Origin of the sequence: Alicyclobacillus acidocaldarius subsp. acidocaldarius DSM 446 (assembly GCF_000024285.1) — a bacterium.
GTDB lineage: Bacteria > Bacillota > Bacilli > Alicyclobacillales > Alicyclobacillaceae > Alicyclobacillus > Alicyclobacillus acidocaldarius.
In genome coordinates, this window is the sequence record NC_013206.1 from 21641 (window position 1) to 44977 (window position 23337).

Annotated in this window: 25 protein-coding genes and 5 pseudogenes; 17 read left to right on the forward strand and 13 right to left on the reverse strand. The window is 49.8% G+C overall.

The features are described from left to right. Window positions 1-10: 10 nt before the first annotated feature. A complete protein-coding gene (locus AACI_RS14740; RefSeq protein ID WP_245530844.1) occupies window positions 11-379 on the reverse strand; it encodes a hypothetical protein in 369 nt (122 codons plus the stop codon). 15 nt (window positions 380-394) lie between these two features. Continuing rightward, window positions 395-712, reverse strand: coding sequence for a hypothetical protein (locus tag AACI_RS14745; protein ID WP_008338937.1), 318 nt, complete (start codon window positions 710-712; stop codon window positions 395-397). 199 nt (window positions 713-911) lie between these two features. Between AACI_RS14745 and AACI_RS14750 the strand changes: the two genes are divergently transcribed. The 5 genes and pseudogenes from AACI_RS14750 to AACI_RS17375 form a co-directional block, all read left to right on the forward strand. Further along, complete coding sequence (locus AACI_RS14750) at window positions 912-1523, forward strand: hypothetical protein (RefSeq protein WP_015759709.1); 612 nt, start codon at window positions 912-914, stop codon at window positions 1521-1523. Between the two features lie 222 nt (window positions 1524-1745). Further along, a complete protein-coding gene (locus AACI_RS14755) occupies window positions 1746-2519 on the forward strand; it encodes a ParA family protein (RefSeq protein WP_015759710.1) in 774 nt (257 codons plus the stop codon). Beyond that, a complete protein-coding gene (locus tag AACI_RS14760; RefSeq protein ID WP_015759711.1) occupies window positions 2506-2964 on the forward strand; it encodes a hypothetical protein in 459 nt (152 codons plus the stop codon). Before AACI_RS14755 ends, AACI_RS14760 begins: the two co-directional genes overlap by 14 nt. A 550-nt stretch (window positions 2965-3514) precedes the next feature. Further along, complete coding sequence (locus AACI_RS16100; RefSeq protein WP_015759712.1) at window positions 3515-4327, forward strand: helix-turn-helix domain-containing protein; 813 nt, start codon at window positions 3515-3517, stop codon at window positions 4325-4327. 96 nt (window positions 4328-4423) lie between these two features. Beyond that, window positions 4424-4523 (forward strand): annotated as a pseudogene (locus AACI_RS17375) (transposase); the annotation flags it as partial. Here AACI_RS17375 and tnpC read toward each other — a convergent pair. From tnpC to tnpA, 3 genes and pseudogenes are all read right to left on the reverse strand, one after another. Next, window positions 4523-5639: pseudogene (gene tnpC, locus AACI_RS14765) on the reverse strand (IS66 family transposase); the annotation flags it as partial. The pseudogenes AACI_RS17375 and tnpC overlap by 1 nt on opposite strands. Before the next feature lie 45 nt (window positions 5640-5684). After that, the gene (gene tnpB / locus AACI_RS14770) at window positions 5685-6047 is read right to left on the reverse strand and encodes an IS66 family insertion sequence element accessory protein TnpB (RefSeq protein WP_041708517.1); all 363 of its coding nucleotides are present in this window, start codon (window positions 6045-6047) and stop codon (window positions 5685-5687) included. Next, the gene (tnpA, locus tag AACI_RS16105; protein ID WP_015759715.1) at window positions 6041-6373 is read right to left on the reverse strand and encodes an IS66 family insertion sequence element accessory protein TnpA; all 333 of its coding nucleotides are present in this window, start codon (window positions 6371-6373) and stop codon (window positions 6041-6043) included. Before tnpA ends, tnpB begins: the two co-directional genes overlap by 7 nt. Before the next feature lie 82 nt (window positions 6374-6455). Here tnpA and AACI_RS17025 point away from each other — a divergent pair. From AACI_RS17025 to AACI_RS14805, 11 genes and pseudogenes are all read left to right on the forward strand, one after another. Continuing rightward, window positions 6456-6617, forward strand: a pseudogene (locus AACI_RS17025) (ISLre2 family transposase); the annotation flags it as partial. A gap of 595 nt (window positions 6618-7212) precedes the next feature. Further along, entirely contained in the window at window positions 7213-7518 is a 306-nt protein-coding gene (locus AACI_RS14780) for a carboxymuconolactone decarboxylase family protein (RefSeq protein ID WP_015759717.1), read from the forward strand. Window positions 7519-7530: 12 nt separating this feature from the next. Continuing rightward, entirely contained in the window at window positions 7531-8763 is a 1233-nt protein-coding gene (locus AACI_RS16110) for an ATP-grasp domain-containing protein (protein ID WP_015759718.1), read from the forward strand. A 93-nt stretch (window positions 8764-8856) separates the two neighbouring features. Next, on the forward strand, window positions 8857-10038 hold the full coding sequence (locus AACI_RS16115; protein WP_015759719.1) for an MFS transporter: 1182 nt from the start codon (window positions 8857-8859) through the stop codon (window positions 10036-10038). A 14-nt stretch (window positions 10039-10052) separates the two neighbouring features. After that, window positions 10053-10865, forward strand: a complete 813-nt coding sequence (gene arsM / locus AACI_RS16120; protein ID WP_015759720.1) for a putative arsinothricin biosynthesis methyltransferase ArsM — start codon at window positions 10053-10055, stop codon at window positions 10863-10865. Window positions 10866-11095: 230 nt separating this feature from the next. Further along, window positions 11096-12367, forward strand: coding sequence for an arsinothricin biosynthesis radical SAM protein ArsL (gene arsL / locus AACI_RS14790; RefSeq protein WP_015759721.1), 1272 nt, complete (start codon window positions 11096-11098; stop codon window positions 12365-12367). 153 nt (window positions 12368-12520) lie between these two features. After that, window positions 12521-13213, forward strand: a pseudogene (locus AACI_RS16125) (MIP/aquaporin family protein). Window positions 13214-13242: 29 nt separating this feature from the next. Next, window positions 13243-14352, forward strand: a complete 1110-nt coding sequence (locus tag AACI_RS14795) for a GTP-binding protein (protein WP_015759722.1) — start codon at window positions 13243-13245, stop codon at window positions 14350-14352. A gap of 20 nt (window positions 14353-14372) precedes the next feature. After that, the gene (vcpD, locus tag AACI_RS16130; RefSeq protein WP_081442671.1) at window positions 14373-14750 is read left to right on the forward strand and encodes an ArsD-related vicinal cysteine protein VcpD; all 378 of its coding nucleotides are present in this window, start codon (window positions 14373-14375) and stop codon (window positions 14748-14750) included. A 96-nt stretch (window positions 14751-14846) separates the two neighbouring features. Continuing rightward, window positions 14847-16027, forward strand: a pseudogene (locus tag AACI_RS17380) (IS3 family transposase). 201 nt (window positions 16028-16228) lie between these two features. Continuing rightward, on the forward strand, window positions 16229-16732 hold the full coding sequence (locus AACI_RS14805; RefSeq protein ID WP_041708546.1) for an arsinothricin resistance N-acetyltransferase ArsN1 family A: 504 nt from the start codon (window positions 16229-16231) through the stop codon (window positions 16730-16732). Window positions 16733-17034: 302 nt separating this feature from the next. Here AACI_RS14805 and AACI_RS14810 read toward each other — a convergent pair whose 3' ends face one another. From AACI_RS14810 to AACI_RS16140, 3 genes are read right to left on the reverse strand one after another with little or no spacing between them, the layout of a single operon-like run. Then, window positions 17035-18006 (reverse strand): site-specific integrase, encoded by a 972-nt coding sequence (locus AACI_RS14810; protein ID WP_015759726.1) that lies wholly within the window; start codon window positions 18004-18006, stop codon window positions 17035-17037. Between the two features lie 21 nt (window positions 18007-18027). Next, the gene (locus AACI_RS14815; protein WP_015759727.1) at window positions 18028-18435 is read right to left on the reverse strand and encodes a PIN domain-containing protein; all 408 of its coding nucleotides are present in this window, start codon (window positions 18433-18435) and stop codon (window positions 18028-18030) included. Beyond that, window positions 18432-18746 (reverse strand): AbrB/MazE/SpoVT family DNA-binding domain-containing protein, encoded by a 315-nt coding sequence (locus AACI_RS16140; protein ID WP_148213888.1) that lies wholly within the window; start codon window positions 18744-18746, stop codon window positions 18432-18434. The genes AACI_RS14815 and AACI_RS16140 overlap by 4 nt, the downstream gene beginning before the upstream one ends. Window positions 18747-19095: 349 nt before the next feature. On the opposite strand from AACI_RS16140, the gene AACI_RS14820 reads away from it, so the two are divergent. Continuing rightward, entirely contained in the window at window positions 19096-19695 is a 600-nt protein-coding gene (locus tag AACI_RS14820) for a hypothetical protein (RefSeq protein ID WP_245530846.1), read from the forward strand. Window positions 19696-19740: 45 nt separating this feature from the next. Here AACI_RS14820 and AACI_RS14825 read toward each other — a convergent pair whose 3' ends face one another. From AACI_RS14825 to AACI_RS14840, 5 genes are all read right to left on the reverse strand, one after another. Further along, the gene (locus AACI_RS14825; RefSeq protein WP_015759729.1) at window positions 19741-20550 is read right to left on the reverse strand and encodes a hypothetical protein; all 810 of its coding nucleotides are present in this window, start codon (window positions 20548-20550) and stop codon (window positions 19741-19743) included. A gap of 61 nt (window positions 20551-20611) precedes the next feature. Next, window positions 20612-22138, reverse strand: a complete 1527-nt coding sequence (locus AACI_RS14830; protein WP_015759730.1) for a PcfJ domain-containing protein — start codon at window positions 22136-22138, stop codon at window positions 20612-20614. Continuing rightward, window positions 22135-22566 carry a hypothetical protein gene (locus AACI_RS14835; RefSeq protein WP_015759731.1) on the reverse strand — a complete coding sequence of 144 codons (432 nt, stop codon included), beginning with the start codon at window positions 22564-22566 and terminating at the stop codon, window positions 22135-22137. Before AACI_RS14835 ends, AACI_RS14830 begins: the two co-directional genes overlap by 4 nt. An 89-nt stretch (window positions 22567-22655) precedes the next feature. Beyond that, a complete protein-coding gene (locus AACI_RS16145; RefSeq protein ID WP_342626166.1) occupies window positions 22656-23033 on the reverse strand; it encodes a type II toxin-antitoxin system PemK/MazF family toxin in 378 nt (125 codons plus the stop codon). Then, window positions 22999-23331 carry a hypothetical protein gene (locus tag AACI_RS14840; RefSeq protein WP_015759733.1) on the reverse strand — a complete coding sequence of 111 codons (333 nt, stop codon included), beginning with the start codon at window positions 23329-23331 and terminating at the stop codon, window positions 22999-23001. The genes AACI_RS16145 and AACI_RS14840 overlap by 35 nt, the downstream gene beginning before the upstream one ends. Window positions 23332-23337 lie beyond the last annotated feature (6 nt).

Below are 23337 nucleotides of genomic sequence, written 5' to 3' on the forward strand. Positions count from 1 at the left end.
CGACGCCCCCTTAAAAACTCTTGCCGAGGTTGTAGAGCGCGCCAGCCAAGATCGCCCCGCCCCCGAGCATGACGCCGGATATGGCCACCCACACGAGGTGGCTTTTCGCCTCTTCTCGCCGCTGCGCGTGGTGGGAACCGGCCATCAGGCCAATGATGGCCTTGTAGAGATGGAACAGAAACAGCGCGCCGGCCACCGCGAAAATCGCATCGTCCAGCCAACCGAGCGCCTGATTGAGTACAGAACTCACGCTCGACGAACTGCTGGAGAGGGGATTTGTGATCCCACTCGTGCTTGCTTCCGCTGACATGGCCGTCGAAGCCAAGACGACGCTTCCCGCATACAAGCTTTTCCCCACCTGAGTGATCCATCGCTTCATGGACATGCGTGCCTCCTATCGCTGAAAGGTCGAATCAATGGCCAGAATGACGCCCGGCAGAATCACAGCCGCGAGAAAGCCCACGATGGCGTACAACGTGATGTGCGCGCCCGTACGCTTGATTCGCGCGTGACTCCCGATGGAACCCACCAGCCACACGAGCGCGCCCGCCAGCACCCCGATTTCCGACAAGAAGTAGACCCAAGCGAAGACGACCTCGATGAGATGTCCAAACCCGCTTGTCACCCGATTCAGAAGCGCCCACGGATTCACCGGCGCAAAGCCAAGTTGCGTGATGGTTTGCGTCACATTTGACGCCGTGCTCCCCGCCATGCCCTCACCTCCCCTTGCTTGGACTGGTCTTGATGGCACGAGCGTACAGGAAGGGAAAGAACAAATTGCGCCAACTTTAGGCCAACTTTCGCCACGAACAGAGTCAGGCGCGTTTGAGCTTTGGCGCATACTTGGCGCACTGAAAAGGCGAGTCCGTGATAGCCTGTGCCCATAGCCACCGAGAAAGGAGAAGCCAGATATGGAGCGAGTTGAATACGTGGACCGCGTGAAGCACGTGTGGAGTGAGTACCGTACGAACGACGAGGAACTGGCCTTCGCGCTTGGAATCGATGAGGAAGCGGAATCTGTGGACGTTTCAACGAAGGACGGCATCACGAACGTCACGGTGTTCACAACTGAGGCCGTCTATCACTTTGGCACGTTCCGGGCCGATTATGTGGGCCATGCGTCGCGAGCGTTGGTCCAGCTATTGCAGCACTTCCGTGTGAACTTGCCCATAGATTTCATCGTGGCGCACCAGACCTTTCACGTGTACTTGAAAGGCGGCAAAGTCGTCGCAGGCGAGAAGGAATATCCGATCGCCGAACGTAGCGAGGGATATGAACTCGTCGAGCCTGTCGAGTGGATGATAGCCTCAAGCGTGCTCGATGTCGTGTTGCGCTTGGCGGAAGAGTACGAAGTGACACCCGAACAGATCGTGGAGAGCGCGGTAGGTACGTTCTATGCGCTCCTCAGTGTCGCGGAAGAAAATGATGTGGAGCCAGAAACGGTGATTTCAATGTTGACGGAGCTAATGCATAGGCACGCAGAACACACAAACGAACATGAACTAAGTACGTTGAACAGGTAAATCTACGAACCCACTATAACCATCTATGATAGTTGTACATCGCGGATGTAGTGGGTAAACCATATTTCAAAGACAACACCACATTCACTTACTTACACCACAAACAACCATGTATACGTTTTGGTGTACCTATACGTAAACTAAACACTGTATTCAAACACATAGACTCTAAACTTTACACACTTACTTGTGTGACGTAGGATAGAAACGGAGGTGGAACGTGTGGGGTGTACGATTAGTGTAGGGCTCCAAAAAGGTGGTGTAGGTAAATCTACGACCACCGCACTCACTTCATATATTCTCGCAGAACAAGGCCATCGGGTTCTCGCAGTCGACTTTGACTCTCAAGGCAACCTCACGCAACTTTTGACGCAACGAAGCCCGTACGATTTCGTACATCGCACAAGTTTAGAAGCATGCAAAGAACGCGACCCGCGGCCCTATATCCACGCCATCTCAGACAATCTGCATTTACTCCCGGCAGAGGACTTTTTGTCTCAATTCGACAAATGGATTTACACGGAAGTTCACGTATCTCAGCAAATGGTGATTCTGAAAAACACGCTCGACGTTGTAAAGAGCGATTACGACTATATTCTCATCGACCTCCCTCCCAACCTCGGAGGACTCACCCTGAACGGCGTATGTGCATCTGACTACTGTGTCGTCGTGTGCCAATCCGAACCTTTTGCGTACGATGCTCTCGACCGATACATGGAGATTATTCAGGCTGCACAACAACGTGTAAATCCCAACCTTCGAATTGCCGGCATCTTAATCTCGTTGCTCGATGCTCGAACAGCGATTGGCAACTACATCACCGAACGCATCCGCGAAGAGTACCAGGACTTCGTCTTCGACACAGTGATTCGACGCAAATCTCGAATCATCGAATTCTCGGTGGAAGGGATAAAGATTCAAACCAAGGCCGACCGAGAAGCTATCGCCATGTATGAATCGTTCGTGGAGGAGTTGAAAGCCCGTGTCAGCCGCTGACAAAAAGAAGCGCTTTGAAAGCCTAATGCCATCTCGGACAGAGACCCCACCCCACAAGTCTGAGGTCATTGACACACTTATGGGGCAAACCTATGATGCGGACGATATAGGTACACCAAAAACGCGTATGGAATCCCTACACAAAGAAAGTGTATCTCATACGTCAGAGGTCGTTTATCCACCGATGTCTAATACAACCACCACGGACGACAACGGTACAACAGACAATTCGTTTGATATCGCCGCGCGAATCCGGGCGTTCGAAGAACAACGCCGTTCACGCCCAAGTTACGACGAGTTGTATACCAAGCATACATTTCTCATTCGGAAAGACCTCATGGAGCGCTTGGAACGAGCTTCTGCAAGACACAGCAGAGGATTCAAGACGAGGTTTATCAACGAACTGCTAGAAGCAGGATTGACTCAGTTGGAGATAGAAGACTAGCATCTGTCGAAAACGCTTGTTCACAGTCGAATAGGTTTGTGCTAGAATACCGATCAACAGCGAAGGAAAACGAGTATCAATGTGGTACTTGTATAGATAGCATGACAGCAGAGAGCTGATCGATAAAATCAAAGCCCTGATAGAGCGGGCACTCTACCAGGGCTGTCACCAAGCGTTCTCGCACAACGCTGGGACATTTCTGCGAGTAGTATAACATGCGGCAGATCTCATGTCTAGGTACGTAGGCATCTTTGGTCGTATGTTCTTACACTTGGACAACGCAGAGACCAGACGTTCGTGCAGAGAACGCGGCGTCTGGTCTCTTTTGCATTTCGTTAGTAATAACGGAAGGGCGAAAAAATAAAGAAACTCCGAACGGCGGCCAAACCTCTCGGAGTTTCTCGTCCCATGAACACTTGTGTGGTTTAAGTATACCCAAAAACAACAGACCACGCAACCCTGTGCTGGCTTCTCCAGCCTGAGAACAATGGGACGCTTTCCTTCGCGAAGGAAAGTGTTTTTTCGTCCTCCACTCCAAGGAGGAACGAATATGGCCTATACCCCAGCAAAAGTCCGCAAAGGCTGGTCTGAGAACTGGTTCCGCTGCCCCAACAGTATCTACGACATCGACTACATCAGTGGCTACGCCAAAGCTGTCTACATCTTTCTTTGCCGTTGTGCCGACGGAGAAGGACAAAGCTTCCCGGGATACAATGCAATCGCAAAAGCGATTGGATTTGGTCGTACTCGAACGATAGAAGCCATTAAGGAATTAGAACAAGCAGGGCTCTTGGTGAAAGAACACCGACGAAACGAAGAGACGGGTGAATACTACAGTAATCTCTACACGGTGATTCACCCTGACGACGTTGCTTTTAGGGGGGGTATGTCGCCACACGGTATACCTATGTCGCGTGACGACACACCCCTGTCGCCAGACGACATACCTATGTCGCCACACGACAGACGTGTGTCGCCAGGCGGACGAGAAGTAAGATCTATAGATCAAGATCCACCTACAAAGATCTACATACACACACGGAGCCAAGCAGCTGCCACGTTGGCTACCAGCAACAATGAGCACCTGACATCTAACACTGCACTTGAGGAAGTGTGTGAGACTGTAAATGAGGCGTTGGTCCAGCTGGGCATACGAGCACAAAAGAAGACTCTACTTCACTGGTTACAGATTGCGACTCCGGAAGAGATCATTGAAGCGGCTTCTCTTGCTACTCGAGAGGGTGTCAAATCACCGGCTGGGTACATCGGAACAGTTCTTCGGAACGGTTTGGTTCGAGTCGAGAAGTCAACTGCGAAACATAAAGACCCTAGATACAATGAATTCTATAAGTTGTTTCCCTAAATTTGTTGAATAGTGGTTTCAACACTATGGAAAACGGAGGTGCGCCGTCGCCCGCACCCACTGACGTATACGGTTGAAGATTACATTTGTGGTGGTTGGCTCACATCATTCCTTCGAAGTCTGAAAGGTCCGTGGACTGCGGGGTGTGTGGCTGGTCGTCAGCGACGCACACGTGGGTTTGCGCCAAGCGATTGCCTCGGCCGCCGTCTTACCCTTTCGCTCCTTAGGAGGCACTGCCTTGAGGGCTTCGTCAAATTTTCGTCGCGCATGCGCCCAACATCCGGCAAGGGTGACATCCGGCAAGCCCTCATAGCCCGCGTATCCATCCACGTGCAGATAACCTTGAAATCCCGCCAAGAACCGCTGCGGATGTTCTGCATTCCGCGTCTCTTGGTAGTCGTACAGCACCACAGGCGGTTCGTCCGTACCGCTCCGGTACACCCACATGTACGACTGGGTCTGCGCTGCGCGCCCGGCTTCATGTAACACTTGCAGCGTCGTTTCGTCCGCATGCAGATAACGCTGCGCCAAGAGCACTTGGCGAAGTTTCGCATAGAGCGGCTCTAACCATGTCTCCGCCGCGTGCACGACCCAGTTCGCCAGCGTCTGGCGGGACAGCGGATACCCGTGCCGCGCAAATTGTTGCTCTTGCCGATACAGCGGCATCCCGTCGACAAATTTCTTCGTCATCACGTATGCCACTGCTTCCGGCGTCGCGAGACTCTTCGCCTGCACCGGCTTCGGCGTCGGTGCACGCACCACAGGGGTCTCCACGTCCTGCGCTTCACAATGCCGGCAGGCGTACACGTACCGCACGTACTCGACTTTTTTCATCTGGGCCGGGATGATTTTCACGCGCCGCGTGATCTCGCGGCTCATCTCATGCAGTTCACCCGCACATTTCGGGCAGACTCGCTCGTCATCTGACAGTCGGTATTCGACGACCTCATCTGCTTCGCCCTGATATAGCCAGGCGTCACGTTCGCGCACCGCGCGAGGCTTCCGGCGCTCATACGTGATGGTCTCCGTCTCCACGTCTTCTGACGGCGCTTTCGTATCGGCTTCGCCGGTCTCTTCCGAACTTTGGGCGTCCGCTTCGACTTCGGCTTCGTTGAACAGCGAGAGCTGGACGCTGTCCGACTCAGCCTGGGTCTTGCGCCGTTTTTCACTGGAAGCCCCAAACAGACGATGACGGAGCAGATGGATCTGCTCCTCCAAGTAGGCCACCTGTTGGCGCAATTGCTCCTTTTCCCGCTGCAGAGCTTCGTATTTCTTGTTCGGTCATGGTGATGGTGCCGTTCTCGTGCGTCATGCCCTAAGCATTCGACAGCCCAGATCCGATTCCTGCTGATGCGGCTTAGATCGCAGAACGGACATACACGGCTCGATGCGCTCTCGGCTGCTCGAGCGGCAGACCATCCAGGAGCCAGTTCAGCTCTCGCCGTGTGATCACCATGGTCTTGGCATCGCCAGTCTCGGGCCAGTCGAATCGGCCGCGCTCTAAGCGCCGATAGTACAGCCAAAAGCCGTTGTGCGACCAGTGCAGGATTTTGAGCTTGTCCCGTTGCCGATTGCAGAAGACAAACAAACATGGCGAAAACGGATCGAGCTGAAACGACGCCTGGACGAGCGCGGCGAGTCCGTCAATGGATTTGCGCATGTCTGTGGCACCGCAGGCGAGATACACGCGGTGATCCGAAGTCCAGTCGAAGGCTAACAAACGTGCATCACGAGCCGGATGAGCTCAGCAAGCGTCGAGGCGTCGTAGCCAGGATGGACGTCAATCTCGACCGAACCCACGCGCAGGGTCAGGGGCGAACGGCTTGCATCCGAAGGTGATGAGGTCGTCACGACCGACACGAACGACGTGGCTTGCGTACCAGGTGCGGTTTCGTTTCGTAGTCGACGAAGCCAGTACCAGAACTGATGAGGCTTCAGACCGTGTTCAGCGCAAAACTGACTGGCGGACTGGCCGCTGTCGTAGAAGGCAGCGATACGTTCACGCCAAAGTTCACGACGCTCCTGGTGAGACATGTGCTCTCGCATACAAGAACCCTCTCGTGGCTTGATGACGACATTCTCAACCGACGGGAGGATGAAAGCCATGTGGGTCTCAGTTTACGCTTACAAAGGAACGAAGACCAACGAGGCGGAGTTCACACGACGAGCGAAGAAGGCCGTCGAGTGTCTCGAAAGGCAGATGCCCGCATTGGTCGGTCCGCATGCGGACCGACCATGGGTGAAGTACGTCTTGCGCGAACTTTCCAGAATTCCGTCTCTGGTGGCTTAAGGCAGATCAGTGGGGTCTCCCCCTACGACAATTTGACACGGACAACTCGTCAAACCTAAGTTGATCCACAACGGAGAAGCGCATAAAATTAGAACTGTTAATAATAATGCAATATAGCAGGCAGGTTGAGTGCTGCGTTGATAAGACAGGAAGGCTATTTGCAAAGAGGTGAAATGAATGTATATACACTTCTGAGATTTTAGGTTTTGGTATCGTTGTTTTCTATTACCTGGTCGCTACCATCTATGTTGAGAGCCACCGGTGTTAGACTGACGTCTCAAGAACGGTAAACACATCTACCTATATGACGGAATGAGTTTATGTTTCCTCTTTACTCGATACTGATGAAATACTGACAATTGATTTAGCGTGACGAACGACAAACTAGCGAGGGTTTTGCAGAATTCAATTTCTAACGTTTAACTACTATATGTAGCGGGCTCCATGATAATTAGACGCTATATATGGTGTGCAGGCCGCGCGCAGGAGTCATTCTGCAAAACCCTCTAGCGAGTTAAGAGAAAAGAGGAAACGACTCTTATTTTGTTTGGATGGTAAGAGTTTAAGAGATTATTCACGGAGGAGGGGTTAACAAGTGATAGGTCTGAACAGTGATATAAACGATTTGTTTTCGGCTTTTGTGAAAAATGCACTTTATGAAGGAAAGTTGTCCGACCGCGACAAAGCGATCGTGCAATTAGCGTTATCCTATGCCTTCGAAGATATTGAGGGCTTACGAGAGGCCATCGTGGACGCCAAGCAGCTGGGCATAACAAATCAAGAAATCGGTCACATATGTGCTTTGGTCATTGTAAGCCGCGGACAAAGAATTGCTAACTTAGGACAGGTAAGTTATTCCTTTGGATGGAAAGAATCTTCTCAGTCAAGTTGTTGTAAGTAGGAGATGTAGATTATGAATGAAAAGCCGCAGGCAGTAGTTGTAATAGGTACACGTGAACATGAAGGAGAAGTTGAGCTTGTTCGTGCATTGGGCTATCGCGTTCTATTATTGAATACAAAGATTAACATCGAAGATGCGTTAGTTGCAGACGTCCCCGTTGAATTAGATTTGAATGACGAGACCCTCGTTATTAGTAAGGTAATCGATTTAACAAACCACTATTACATTAAAGCAGTATTTACATTGAACGAATATCGCGTACCATTGAGTGCTCGAATTGCGGAAACTCTAGGATTACAAAGAACAATTTCGTACGAGGCTGCTCAAAATTGCCGGAACAAAAAATTGACTCGACGAACGTTAATGCGAAACGGTATTCAAGCAATGAAGTTTGCTACAGTAAAAACTCCTGCAGAAGCGCTCGACGTAATTGCAGACATGGATCTTCCAGTCGTTGTTAAACCAGCAAACGATGCGGGGAGTCACTTGGTTTATCGTTGTGATACACTTCAAGAAGTGTGGGAGGCTGTAGAGGCTATCGCCCAAACACCCTATAATTGGGTTGGTCAAAATCGAGATCCTGAGATTCTGATTGAAGAGTACCTTGTTGGTAAGGAATATAGTGTGGAGGCATGTACTATCCAAGGTGAAACTCATATATTAGCCATAACTGAGAAAGAAACAACAACCACAAATGTGTCAGTTGAAATTGGTCATACGGTTCCAGCTATTCTTGAGGAAGAACAAGTTTCTTCTATTCACGATTTAGTTAAGAAAGCCCTTCGGGCGTTAGGCGTAGACAATTGTGTGACACATACTGAAATTAAGCTTGATGGGAACAGTCTTCGGATTGTCGAGGTTAATGCTCGACCGGCGGGAGATAAAATCCCACTCTTAGTGAGGGCGGTTACTGGTTACGATCTTCGGGAATTGGCATTGCATATAGCTTTAGGCGGGCAATTTGAAAACGCGCCGCGCCATGAAGTCTTAGCCCCCGTTGCGGCAATTCGATTTTTAATAGCGGATAAACATGGGGTAGTTTCTTATGACAGCCGAGGTGTGCTTGAGTTTGAAGAAATGAAGTATATTGAATTTTTTACTAAGAATGGATATGTCGTAAAGAAAACAACTAGTAACTATAATCGTCTTGGTTATTTCGTGGTCTTCGGTAAAAATCGCGACCATGTGGAAACCGTAAATCGCAAGATCTTATCAAAGTTGAATTTGCGGATTTCCGATATATAGCAAATAAACTTGACAAAAGATTGCTTTACTATTGTTATGACTCAATTATCCGATTAGTGTTTTCTTTTGTTTTTTTAAAGGGTGATATGTTGAATGAAGATAGTATATACATTGAGTTTCGCGGTATTCCTGTTGGTAACTGGCACCGGAATTGTTGCCCCGTTAATTGGGCCGTATGCGCATAGTTTAGGTGCTGGAGGGTTTTGGATTGGTTTGTTATTTAGTGGGTTTTATATTGTTCGTTTGTTAGTTGGGACTCCTGTCGGTCGACTTGCAGATCACCAAGGGCCAAAAAGAGTACTTATCTACAGCTTGATACTTTATCCCTTGATTTCGATAGCTTATTGGAGCGCGCACAGTGTAGGGGTTTTGTTTGCGGCTCGGTTATTGCACGGTTTAGCTTCGGCAATGATGTTGCCTATGGCGATGACTTATGTGGGGGCAATTACTCCGCCAGGGCAAGAAGGAAGATATATGGGTATTTATAATACCTTCCTGTTTATCGCGGGAGGAATTGGACCTCTGCTCGGTGGATTATTAGCAAGTGAATTATCGCCAAATGCCGCTTTTCTCAGTCTATCGCTCTTGGCAATAGGTTCTTTGTTGCTGGTAATTCCGTTGCCGAGAGTTTCATCTGCGTCTAAGGAAAAAAACGGTATGAATCATTGGGGGATGGGAGATTTAATTATATCCCCTGGTATACTTGCCCTTGCTGTACTGAATGTGGAGAATGCCGTATTAGACGTGTTTCAAGTGTCTTTTTTTCCAGTGTTCGCGCAGAATCGTGGGCTAAGTTTGCTGGCTATTGGGTTCCTGATAGCCATAAATAGTATTGTGATAGGTGCAAGTCAGGTTCCATGTGGGTGGCTGGTAGACCGCACTAATAAATATTACCTTGTGTTAGTGTCTGGAATTGTCACTTCTGTTCTATTGACGATGTTTCCTTTATGCAGGAAATTATGGGTGATTACGATGCTCATGATTCTGATAGGATTTTCCTCGGCGATAACTATTGCGGCCTCGTCAGCTTTATCTACTATGCTTGGACGTACTGGTGGAATGGGCCATGTCATGGGGTTCCTGAATTCAGCAACGAGCTTTGGGATGATTGTAGGTCCGATTGTATCGGGTATTATCTTAGATAAGTTAAATGTTTACTTCACATTTTACTTCAATAGCATTGTATGGTTGGTCAGTACAATGCTATTTGCTATGTTGTGGATGGTGCACAATAGACGTATCTCGAAGAAACAAGACGTACCTATTTCATATTAAAGGGTGGGGTACACATGAGAAAGAATGTGAACGCGAATTGTTGCTCAGCGGAACCTGAACCGTTGACGCCGGCAAAGAGGGTTATTAAGGATTTTTATGATACTGTTGCCGTGGGAAGTGGACCATATCCGGCTTCAACGGATAGGTTCTCGCCGGCTGCGCCAACTGAGAAGATCTTAGAGTATGTAAAGCGGACCAATTGCAGGCGTATCCTCGATGTAGGTTGCGGCATGGGAACAACGCTTCTTCGTATGGCTCAAGAGCATGTATCCGGTGTTCAATTTATAGGCGTAGATTTTAGCGAAAAGATGATTGAAAGAGCACGTACGTCTAGTTTGTCACTACATGATGACCTAAGAAAGAAAATAGGATTCTTTGTCGCAAATGCTGAGTCTCTACCCTACATGGAAGGACAATTTGACTTCGTTTTCAGCGAATGCGTACTTAATTTGATTCCTGAACGCGAAAAAGCTATTGCCGAAGTCATGCGAGTACTTGCCCCTGGAGGTATGTTTGTATACACAGATTTCGTTGCGTTCTCACCAATTTCCAATTCTATCCGTGATAATCTGAATCTCGTTAGCGGATGCAGAGCGGGAAGTAAAACGTTGAGTGAGAATATTCGATTATTAGAGGAAACGGGTTTCGTTAAAATTGAATGCATTGATTTCACATCGGACAAGAACAAACGCTATGCTGACTTGATGAACGAGAGTGAACAAATTCGCAGGGAATTTGAAGAGTTTCGAAATTTGTATCCTGACGCCGCAGCTTTCTTGGATGAAAGAGTGGGATATTACCTGATCCTTGGCTGCAAGCCGATTTGAGCGGTATTTCATAGGAAATATTTGTGTATCTGGCTGTCAAGCGGTGTGAAGAGTTTCCGTAGGAGATGTTTTGCCTAAAGGTGCAGTGGGACAGACGCGTCCGCGATGTGGAGTCGATCGTTCTAGGAAAGGGTACTGGTGAATTACGCCAGGTGAGAAATCAAAGTCTGCGTTGGCTGGCGCAACTGTCTCCCGTATGGATGATGAGTTCACTAGCGAGGTGAAGTAAAATGAAAATTCTATTGGTCTCGGTTTTTGAAGGTGGGTTTCAACCTCAAACTATAGCAACTGCCGCAGGAGCTTTATCTGAAATTGGCGTGGAGATTGATGCGTTAGATGTATATATAGAAGATCTGAGATTTAATAAAGTGTCCGATGCAAACCTTGTCGCGATTTCCGTGCCGCTATTTGACTCAATTCAACCTGCTATCGCGCTGTCGAAAGAAATTCGTAAAATAAACCCACGCACACATGTCACTTTCTTCGGTCAACATGCCACAATTCATGCACAAAAACTGGCTTCGACATATGGTGATTCATGCATCCGGGGTGACTGGGAATATCCGTTAATTAATCTTGCTCGGTATCTGATGGGCAATAATAGCGAATTAGTTGGGGTACTTCTTGCTGATGACGCAAAGAAGGGTAAAAGTACTCCTGTTTACATTGGAAGGAATGACCTGCGAGTCCCGGCTAGGAGTATTTTACCCCCGTTAGATAAGTATCCACAACCTCATGTGGAACGTATCATGGGATCTAAACAGGTGGTAGGCGCTACTGAGATTGCTCGGGGCTGTCATCATAAATGTCTGTACTGTTCCGTCTTTGCCGCGTATAACGGAAAGGTTGTATTGATTCCCGAAGACATTGTTTTGGAGGATGCAAAAAATTTGGTTGAGCAGGGTATGACCCATTTGTCGTTTATTGATGCGGACTTCTTCAATGCAAAATGGCATGGAATTAAAATTATACGGAAGCTGCATGAAAAATATCCGTTCTTAACATATGACTTCACTACGCGGGTGGATCACATTCTTGAGAATAGAGATACATTTCGAGAAATGGTTAATCTCGGCGTTAAATTTGTAACTTCTGCTCTGGAATTTCCTTCAGAGGAATTACTCGATGAGGTGGAAAAGCAAATTACTGTTAATGATATTCGCGAGGCAATCAAGTTCCTGAGAGAAATCGGAATGAAATTGAACCCAACATTCATTATGTTCAATCCATGGACAAGACTGGAGGATCTAATTGAGTTCAGAGCATTTATAGAAGATAACAATTTACAAGACTTGATTGACCCCGTACAGTATCAAACACGACTACATCTTTACAAAGGATCTCCATTATTGATAAAAAAATCTGTAAAAAATTTAGAATTAACAGAGTTAGAATTCCACTATGAATGGAAACATCCAGATCCTAGAGTTGACGAGTTGTATAGTCAGCTTCATAAACCAGTGGAAAATGGAGTGATGAAGAGGTGTTGTTTGAAGTGCTAGGTATACGTACACATTATCCAGTACCGCTCTCAATTTAGGGTACCATTTTGACAGACTGCGTTTAAATGCCACCACGTGATTGTCTGGAAATGCACCGACGGATAAAGAGTCGTCAACACTTAAAGGAAGTGGTTCGAAGTGACACAGCTGGATATTACACAGCGGCCGCATCCAGTTGATAACAAGACGACAGTATCGAGTCCCACGTTACTCCAAAAGTGTTTTGCGGAATTTATCGGAACATATTGTTTGGTGTTTTCTGGAACAGGTGCTATTGTCGTCGATTCGATTACTCATCAGGTGACACCTGTCGGTGTTGCGATGGTCTTTGGGTTAATTGTCATGGCGTTGATTTACGCATTCGGTCATGTCTCGGGTGCACATTTTAATCCTGCAGTGACGATCGGTTTCGTCGTTGCCGGTGAAATGAGGCTAGTTGACGCGCCCCTGTATATCGCTGCACAAATGGCGGGTGCCGTATGTGCTAGTTGCACGTTGGTGATTATGTTTGGAAATGTACATTACTTAGGCGCTACAATACCGTCATCATCGTGGTAACAGTCCTTTATATTAGAAACAATATTAACATTCATTCTTATGACTGTAATCTTGGGATCCGCTGTTCATGGTAAAGCAATAAAGCCCTTTGCTGGCATTGCAATTGGTGCTACTGTTGCGCTGGATGCTCTATTTGGAGGCCCAATCAGTGGTGCGTCCATGAATCCGGCTCGTTCGTTCGGACCTGCAGTAGTCTCAGGCATGTTTCATTTTTTGTGGATTTATTTCGTGGCTACTGTGTTGGGGGCAGTTATAGCATCAGCTATTTACAGGATCATTAGATTCTGAGGAGCTTCTTAGAATGGGAGGAGACTTTCATGAGTGTAAAACTGGTACTTCTCGGAGGATTTTTAGGGGCAGGGAAAACCACAACGTTGATTCGGGCTGCGCACATGTTTCAAAGTGCAGGTCAGAACGTCGCAGTAATTACCAACGATCAAGGCACGGAATTAATTGATACAGAATTGTCCCGTTTAAATGAGCTGAATACCGAAGAAGTTACGGGCGGTTGTTTTTGCTGCAGATTCAATGAGCTTTATGACAAATTGATATCTCTGAAATCTCAATTTCGACCAGATGTTATTATCGCTGAGGCGGTTGGAAGTTGCACAGATTTGGCCGCCACTGTCATAAGACCTCTTAAACAATATTACGGTAAGGAATTCGATGTGGCGCCTCTGACGGTAGTCGTGGATCCGGGTCGCATTCTTTCTGAGATTGGGCCAAAAGAGAAAATTAATTTTTCTAGATCTGTTAGCTATATCTTTGATAAGCAACTATCGGAAGCCGATATCATTGCGTTGAACAAGATAGATAAGTACGAAGAGAGGTGCATTAATGATTTGGAGGATTATTTACAGAAGCGCTATCCCACTGCTGTTATTCATACCTTTTCGGCCCATCGAGGAGATAACATGGAGAGGTTATTGGACCTCTGGAGGACACTGAACATAAGTGGAGAGAAAGCCCTAGATATTGACTATGACAAGTATGCACAAGGAGAAGCAAAACTTGCTTGGCTGAATTCATTGATTGACTTATCCGTGGACGAGGCTAATCATTTCGATGCTAAGTTATGGATGCATATGTTTCTGGATAAATTACACGAACATTTTCTTCGTGAAAAGATGGCAATTGCACATCTAAAGGTTTACGTTGGTTCCGACAATGGCTTTATTAAAGCGAGTATTGTTGAAACAGGAGACACGCCGACTTATATAGTCAAGGAGCCTGTAAATGGACAAGAATTCCGCGTGGTAATCAATATTCGTATAGAGACCGAGCCTGAGCTCCTGAGTCTTGTAGTCGCGGACGCACTCGCAATTGTAAATAAGGAGATGAAAGTTAAGTGGAAACAAACATATCACGAATGCTTCAGTCCATTACCACCTAATCCGACTCACAGGTTACGCGTAGCGGCAAAATGATCCGTGGGGAGGAGATCTTGTTGAGAAAAATCGTAGTAGAGGTACTTCCTAAGTACTCATCGGAAAACTGCTGCTCGGTAGACGGCGAGGAGACGACAATCGACTGTTGCAATCCACTTGTTGAAGCAAATGAGCTGAAAGATAAGATCAAGAATGTGTTAGGTGATTTGGTAGTAATACATGTATTTGACTATACTCTTAGCGTCGACTGGAGTCTGGCCGTAAATAGACTACGACAATTGTTTAAAGAAAGGGGATTCAGAGGGCTTTCTGAAATGGATAATATTTTGGAAGTTGTGACTCCAGTAGTGATTGTCAATGGAAATCTCGTGTCGTTTGTCTGTCCATTTGACTTTGAGAAAATTGTCAGCCGCATCATGACTATGTCATATGAATGACTTTAGGTAGGTGAGCGTAATCCTGTGGTGTTAGGTTAAAACAGTGGACACAGCGAATCGAGAATGGTAAGAATAAGTCGATTCGAGGTGAGCCACGTGACACAAAAGTATGACAACGACTTTAAGCTACATGCTGTTCAACTCGCTTTGGTAGGTCTCAAGGCAGCAAGTGAAATCGCACGCGAACTCGGGATATCCGTGAAGAGTTTGTACGGGTGATCGCGAAATATCGCGAAGATCCTGAAACCCCATTCGTCGGAAGCGGGAACCTGAGACCGGAAACGAAAGCGATGCGCGATCTGGAGCGGGAAAATCGCCAATTGCGAGAGGAGAATGAGATTCTAAAAAAGCCATGCGCATCTTCACTAAGGACCGGAAGTAGTGTATGCCTGGATTCACAAGCACCGCTCCGAATTTCCAGTTCAGAAGATGTGCAAAGTCCTCGGTGTATCTCGGAGCGGCTACTACGCATGGCGCGAACGGCCCGAAAGTCTTCGCTCCAAGCGCAGAAAGCGACGGATTCGTCGCATCCATGAGCTGTTCCTGCAATCTCGTCGACTGTATGGGAAGATCACAGTGCTCCTACGTCGGGACGAGGAACGGATCGCACAAAAGACGGTAGCGCGTCTCATGCGAGACCATGGGCTTCGGAGTCGTAGCGAGAACTGGTGTACCTCGAGAGATTTCGGACGCGAGCTGAGGCGATCCGACGGATCTTCGAGTACACTGTACGCAAGTACAAAGCGACAACCGATTTGAAGCATCGCCATCCCGTGCATGAGAACGTCCTCAATCAACGCTTTGGGGCAGAACGGCCAGGGTAGGTCTTTCTGGCAGATATCACGTACATCCCAACGGATGAAGGATGGGTGTATCTTGCCAGCGTTGAGGATCTGTACAGCCGTAAGATTGTGGGTTGGAGCGCAGGTGCGAGGATGTCCAAAGAGCTCTGCATCCGTGCCCTGGAGCAAGCACACAAACACAGGCAGCAACGCGACGGCGTTGTTCTTCACCATTCGGATCGTGGAAGTCAGTATGCGTCGCAAGCGTATCAGAACCTGCTCAGAGCCTATGGGATGACGGCGAGCAGAGTCGGAAAGGAAATTGTTACGACAATGCTTGTATGGAATCATTCCACAGCGTACTCAATCGAAATCTGGTACAACCGACAACGGATCCACGGTGCAATTGGGTATCAGACGCCCGATGACGTCGAGCGCCAATACTTTGAGGAGCAGTTGAAAGGCGCCGATGCAGATTGCCAAGTGAGTGCTTGACGTGGAGAGGCAGGCATGATAGCCTGGCCAGTCTTCCAAAGGCGAGCGTGGCTCGGCTGCAATCAAATGCGACATCATGCCCGCAGAGGCTCCGTGTCAAGCACGGCCCAATCATTGCATCGGGCAGGAAATCTTGTACATTCTCAGTTTTGATGTGTCCATTGTATTGACTCAATACCAAAAGAAGGGTGGTGAGTCGTGATGGTCACTGTCCGAGTGGCGACGCACAGAGATCTTCCGTCCATCTTAGCCATCTACAATCAGGGTATCGAGGACCGGGTGGCCACCCTAGAACAGGATTTGAAGGATATGGACTACATTACGAACTGGTTTAATGAACACACAAACCGCTATCCAGTTTTTGTGGCGGAATACCAAAACAACATCATTGGCTGGGCAGACTTGCATCCGTACTCCCATCGTTGCGCCTATGGGGGGGTGGCGGAACTTTCGGTTTATGTTCATCGAGGATGGCGCGCCAAAGGTGTCGGGCAAGCCCTCCTTAGTGCGTTGGAGGCTTTCGCGCGGAAGCACGACTTTCACAAGTTGGTTCTTGCCACGTTTCCTTTTAACTCTGCGGGATTGGCGTTATACCGCAAGATGGGCTTTCGTGAGGTGGGCGTATTCATGAACCATGGCAGGTTAGACGGAAAATGGGTTGACGTATTGTGGATGGAAAAGCTACTGGAGCTCAAAGTTGAGTGATGATTCATCCAGCGATGCTCTGTATCATGTTTTGTCATAAGCGACATAAAAGTTATGATATATTCCAATAACGGGACCCACATTTCGCGCCCGTTTTTCGGGCTTGTGTTCATTTTCGGGAATTTCGAGTCCACACGTGGAATTGGATACGTCGTATCTTTGTGCGAGAGGCTTTGCAGTTCCCAGCTTCGACAGTTGGATAGAGCATGTAGACTCATGGATGGATGTGAGATTCTAAAGCGGCGCGGATCGACAGGCGTGCGCCGCGTTTTCTTGGTTTTTACAAGTGTTTTAAACATCCATCATAATCCAATCCTAGCCGCCGCATTTGACCTGAACAAGTTGCTGTCTCGGATATACCTCCGCACCATCATTGGGCTTCTATGACCCGTCTGCGCCATAATGTCTCGTTCCGACACACCCGCCAGCGCCGCCGATGTTGCAAGACCTGCGCGCAGGCTGTGGCCGGCAAAGTGACGCTGGTCAAGGCCTATTAGACGCACATACCGCTTTACGATACGTGCCACGGTCTTATCAGAGAGTCGCGCGTCGCGCACATCGTGGCCTTTGGTCACTCGGCGAAAGAGGGGCCCGGAATCAATCCCCGTCGCGTTCAACCACGCTTGGAGCGCGCGCACTGGGCAGGTCTCGATGAACGAGCCGTAGGGGATACCCACTTTCCGACCTTCGCCCTCCTGGTCAGTCTTGCTCCTGCGCAACGTGATCACAAGCCCCTCACGCACGAACTCGACGTCCTCAACATTCAGAGCCACGATTTCCGAGCGTCGGAATGCGCCGGCGAACCCGATCAGCAGAAGTGCGCGGTCCCGCAGGCCCATGAGGTCGTTTGGCACGTGTTGCAACATGCGTCGCAAGTCTTCCACTAATATAGGTGATTTCCCCTGAGGTGCTACGCCAAGCGTATTGCGGATGCCCCGCCAGACGGCCCGTACCGTCTCATCGGAGGTGGGGGAGGGGAAGCCTTTCGTTCGATGAGCGAGGCCAATCGAAATCATATGCCGACCGATGGTACTGGTTCGATAGCCTCGATCAGCCATGTCGGATAGGTAGAGCGCTACCGTCTTCGGCTCGGCGGGCAGGGAAGAGAGGTGGCGTTCGTCGCACCAGGTGCAGAACGAGCGCCAGTCGGATTGGTAGGCCCGAATCGTATTTCGTGCTTTAGAGTTCAGAACATACTTGTTGGCGCTTGCAGATAACTCGGTCAATCCAACGTGTATCGTGGAGGATACGTTAGTATCCATGATTTCCTGCATGATGCGATCGCTCCTTCAACCTCAGAGGTCTTGAAAAACCACGTTTTCGATTCGAGCCATCTTGTTGTCGAATGTCGCGACTTCAAAACGGTGATTCCGAGCCAGCGCAATGAGGTAGGCGTCGGCAAAATCCAATCGATGTTCGACGTAAATGTCTAGACCGTCTAATACCGTCATGAGGGCTTCACATTGGACCCCTTCGTGAGTCAGGACGGGGATCAGGTGAGAGGCAATGAGCTCCTTTGAAAACTGATAGACTTTTCCCTCCAGGACGTAACAGCATTCCGCCACAATCATCGGATCAATGACCAACTTGATTTCACCCTGTTCAGCTTTCATGAACAGGTTCGTAGCTGCTGGCGAATGGTGGGGATGGTCGTCAAGTAGAAAACGCAGAATTACGTTAGTGTCTAACAAAACGGATTTCACTTTGCATCACCACCCTCGATTGAAGATGGCGAATCTGTCTGCTGTAATTCGCTCGCCATTCGCTGAGCAAGTTCGTCATACGTAATTCGCCTCGCTTCTTCGAGTGGGACATATGGAATCATTTTTCCTGATGCTCTTGCAAGCGACCCTGCGAGTTGCTGGGCGGATACTCGAGGGACACGACGAATCACAACTTCCCCATTCGGTTTTTGATGAAAAAGAAGCTTATCTCCTGGTTGTAGACCAAGTGCTTCCCGAAGCTCGCTTGGTACTGTGATTTGATATTTGGGTGACACTTTGACGATTGACATCATTTTTGCACACCTTCTCCCCAAGCGGATATTTGCTTGCATGTATTATACGTCTTCCGAGGTCCTGATCGCACGACGATGCTGAAGATAACTTACAATCACAAATCGTAAAATGATGTCCGATAACAATCACTTATCGGACATCAAAAATGGCGTAATGTTGGCCTAGAACCTCATCCGTCGATCCGATACACTCAAGGTGCACACGTCGCGAGGAGTTGGCTATATGAATCCTGATGAACCTGTATTCGAAATCTTAGCTCTTGTATGGGAAGCAAAGAGACGACTTCCTAAAGTGTCGGATTATCGACGGATAGCTCGAAAACGACAAACGGAGTCGCCGGACCATGTGATTCAGCGCTACGGAACTTGGTCGCGGGTGCTGGAGGACTTCTTCCAAGCGTATTTCACGCTGCACGGTTATCCGACCATCCCGGATTATCTCTTCGGCGCGCTCTTCTCGCGCGCGAAGGTCGTGCGCGACAAACGCGGGCGATGGTATCTGCGCTTTGTGTCGGATGATACCACACAAATCGAGATCTTGCGCTCGTTCATGCGTCGGTCTGCCGCCACGCTTGTCAACCGCGGCAAACCGAGTTTGTACTTGCGCTGCTACGACGTAGATCTCATCTGCGCATATGAGCATGCCTGCAAAACGGAACCTGTGTTTCGACCGACGGTCGATTTTGTACGCGGGTACATCGACACGCATAGCCATTTTCGCAAGGATCCATCAGGACGGGACCGGTTGACGCTCACAGGGCCGCTGGTGCCGGAATGTCACGACTTTCTCGTTGCGCTTGGGGCGCGGAATACACGGGTGAGTCGAGTGAAGGATTCGTACCGAATGAACGTTCATGCGGGCAGCTTGCGACGCATTCGTGAAGCCCTGTATCCGCCGGGTTGTGTGTGCAATCCGGAGATACGCGCGAGGATTTTCACAGTATAAGGAATCGGCCTGCCGAAGCGCGAACGCTTGCGACAGGCCGAATCGTTAATGCGATTGTTTCCGCGCAAGTTCTTCGATCTCTTGCTTAGTTAGCCCCGTGGTATCCGAGATGTCTTCAACAGACATGCCTTTACGAAGCATGTTCAGAGCGATTTCCATGCGTTCTTCCATACGCCCCACCATGCGACCTTCCTCGCGACCTTCCTCGTACAGCTCTTCCGCCAGCTTCGACACGTTTCTCAGCTCCTTTCGAAGTAGTGCCCGTTGTTCCTCGGTGAGACCCTGATCGCCAAGCACGAGAATCGCACTCACGACCAAATCCCGTTCGGTCTCATCCGGCACTTGAGGAATGAGTTCACGCACTCGCTCGAACGCATGCGCCTGATTCTCCAAGCGCATGTTGAGGGCTAGGCCTAATCGCATCCGGTCGCCAGGCTCCCACTGTCCAGCACGCAGGTGATGCTCGACTTCATTCAGCGCTTGGTCACCGTCGAGGTGTCGCAGAAATACATTCTCGACGCGGTAGAGTGCTGTCCCGATGTCGAGCTCATCTGGCGCGCTCGCGACACTCGCGTGGTACAAGACAACCGTGCGAATCCTCGTCCGGTGTTCGTTCGCCAAGCGTGCGTCGTATTCCAAAAAGCGATGCAACGTCGACTCGCGCTTCGTCTGAAACTCCAAGTGAAACAGGTTTCCGTCGACCGTCCGCCACACACGATCCATGCGCAGCGTGTTGGCGGGAAGTTCGGTTGCAAAAGGCTCCACCAGGTCCACACCGTGCACGCCCAATACATCGAGAGCGCCGCCGGATAAGGAGCGGGTGAGGGCCTTCATTAACGTATCCTGAACCGGCATGTGTACACTCCTTTGCTTTCAGTATATGGGATTGCCGAGACTCCGGCAATCCCGCGGTGGCTTAGCTTGCTTTTCGACGCTGTGCCCGTTTGTGCATACGGGCCACGTGGCGGACAAATTGATCGACAAAGGTCTGTTCGTCCTCTCGAAGCAGGCGATTGCGTTCGCCACGCGCTTGGATGAGCGCACTGTCTCTCATTTCCACGGTACAGTACGGCGTATCCGGGGCGGAGACTCGTCGCATCAAGAACAGGTTGGTCTCTCCTGAAGCGTACTTCGCCGCATAGCTACCGACGCAGTGGTGAAGAGCTTGTCCTTCGTCGAAGAGCTCCTGCACACTGCGCGCCGGCCGAATCATGAAATGTTCGTCCGTGTAACCGAACGGCTCCAACTCGGCCAAGCGGGCTTGAATTTGCGCGTTAAGGCGTTCGTCCCGTTTGATACGCACACGTCGCATCATCTCATCGTGCATTTCGCGGAGGTTCGACGGGAACACGTTCCTCGTCGTGTTGAGCGGAATCCCGAGTTCCGAACAAAAACGGAGGTAGTCGATCCACTCGATGAGCGCATAGCTGATCGAACGGTACTCGCCTTTGCGGAGTTGCTTGAGAAGGTACTTTGCGATCTCGACTTCGGACGCGAGTGATGCTCGAACCTGGATCTCTCTCCAGTGATGAGGGATCAGCAGTTCGCGCAGAAGATGGGCTTCTTCCGGTGACACCTTCCACCCCAGGCGTCTCCACGTCTGGTAGCTTCGGAGCGACAGCGGCTCGATGACGTCCGCCAGCTTGCGGAAGGCGTGGACATCCGCGCGTGGCATGCGAAGGACCTGTTCCATCGTTCTGCCGCGCCAGTGAATGGCCCCGAACGTGCGGAGACCGTCCAACTTTGCCATCACCAATCTCGAAAAGCCGAGTTTGGTCAGATACTCGACGCACGGGTATCTGCTGGCCAGGTCGAAGAAGGTGAGGAGTGTGTTGTACTGATCGCAATACGTCTCCCAGCCGCTGTACTGAAGAGGTGTTCCGGCCACTGCGGTTTGGATGCTCTCGTGCGAACACCAGACGTCGACGGTGCGCCAGCCCATCATGCCAACGGGCAGCGGATGAACGTTCCGGCGCGGTTGCCACTCGCCGGACCAGTCCAAGCGCATCATGCTGCCGCCGCGCCCCGGCACAAACACGTACCGGGCGCGTGGCTGGAATTGTGTCTCGACGTCGTGGAAATCGCCAGAGTAGTCCCGCCAGGCGTAGTACCAGGTCGCGACCACCGTTTGGGCATCGACCATCGACTTCTCGTACCACACGATGTAGGCGGTATCGATCAAGTGTCTACGCCCGCGGCCGCGATGTTTGACTACGCACGTCGATCCACATTGGCGACACGTCGCTTGTTCGTTATGCCGATAGGTGTCCTTGTCCGAACCGAGCGGATAGGTTTCGCGGCAATGCGTGCAGTACGCCATCTGAACCTTTCCGTCGCGCCAGACAAACAGGTAGCGACTCCTGAGGAACGCGACGTCTCGTGCGTACTCGATCAGCGCTGCGCTGGGTTCCGTCGGAAAATGCGCGAAGAAGTCGTGGCTCACAGGGCCTCGCCTCCTTCCGCATCGTCGAAGAGCGAAAGTTGGGTTAAAGCTGGCGCCGTCGACTTCTTGGACGCTTGGGCTGATTTGGCCGACGTTACGCGTGTCGGTGCGGCGACTCGGGCGGGCGGTTGTGGCTCGGGCGGAATCTCGAAGGGCTTGCCGTCCCAACAATCAAAATATTGGAGGACGATGCCGAATCCGTCCGCGTCTGAAATTACGGCCACATTGCCCACACGCTGCGTTTCCGCGTAACGTCGCATGGTGTCAAGGCTTTTGAGGATGGTTTTCTCTTCCTCGAGGAGGTTCTTCGCGTGTTCCGGGTGCTGTTCGAGGTGCACCAACAAAAAGCGTCCGATCACCTGGACATACGGATGATGCTCGTTGGCGCTCATCTCCAGTGTGATTTTCTCAACAGCCTTTTCGTACATATCGGTTCGCTCCTTTGCCCATCCCCGATGTCACGGGGGATGGGTAGGTGTATCCCCGCGTGACTCGGGTGTGGTGCAAGGGCGATGTGTTATCGCAAACGATGTTGAAGGTTAAACAGCTGGATGAGTTTACTCTCTACAAGATCACGAGTTTCGTCTGCGATGTGTCCTAACTCATACCGGATGATTCTCGTTGTCATGCTTACCATTCGATGTAACCGAATCACGGACGAGACTTTCAAACCCGTTGGTGCAAACGCATCCGTGCCCGCCCGTAAGACGATGTCTGTTGGAAGTAGATGCGTCGGCACTTGACTGCTAATGAACGCAACCACTACATGGTCATGGGCACTGATTGGATCGGTGAGACACAGGGCTGGTCTCACCTTGTGCGACTGTAGGTCATCAAACGGAAATGGGATGAGCACGATTTTATGCTTCATCTTCATAAAGAATCGGCTTCCCATCTTCTACGGTGTATAGATCTTCACTCGGATCGGCCAAGAACTCGAAGGCCGGGTTTCGGGCCAAAGCATGTAGCCATGCTTCTTCAGTGATATCCTCTGCAGTTGACAACGCTGACGAAAGGTCAAACTCCTCAATCATTTCTTGCAGAATGGCATCAATCGCACTCAGTTCGCCTTGAAGGAATTGTCTGCTATCTTGCATTTCTCGTAAGTTCAACTGGTTGACTAAAACTTGTCTTCTGGTACGAAGGCGGTGTACAAACCTGGATATTTTCTGAGCGGTTGACGGATCGGACATACGCCA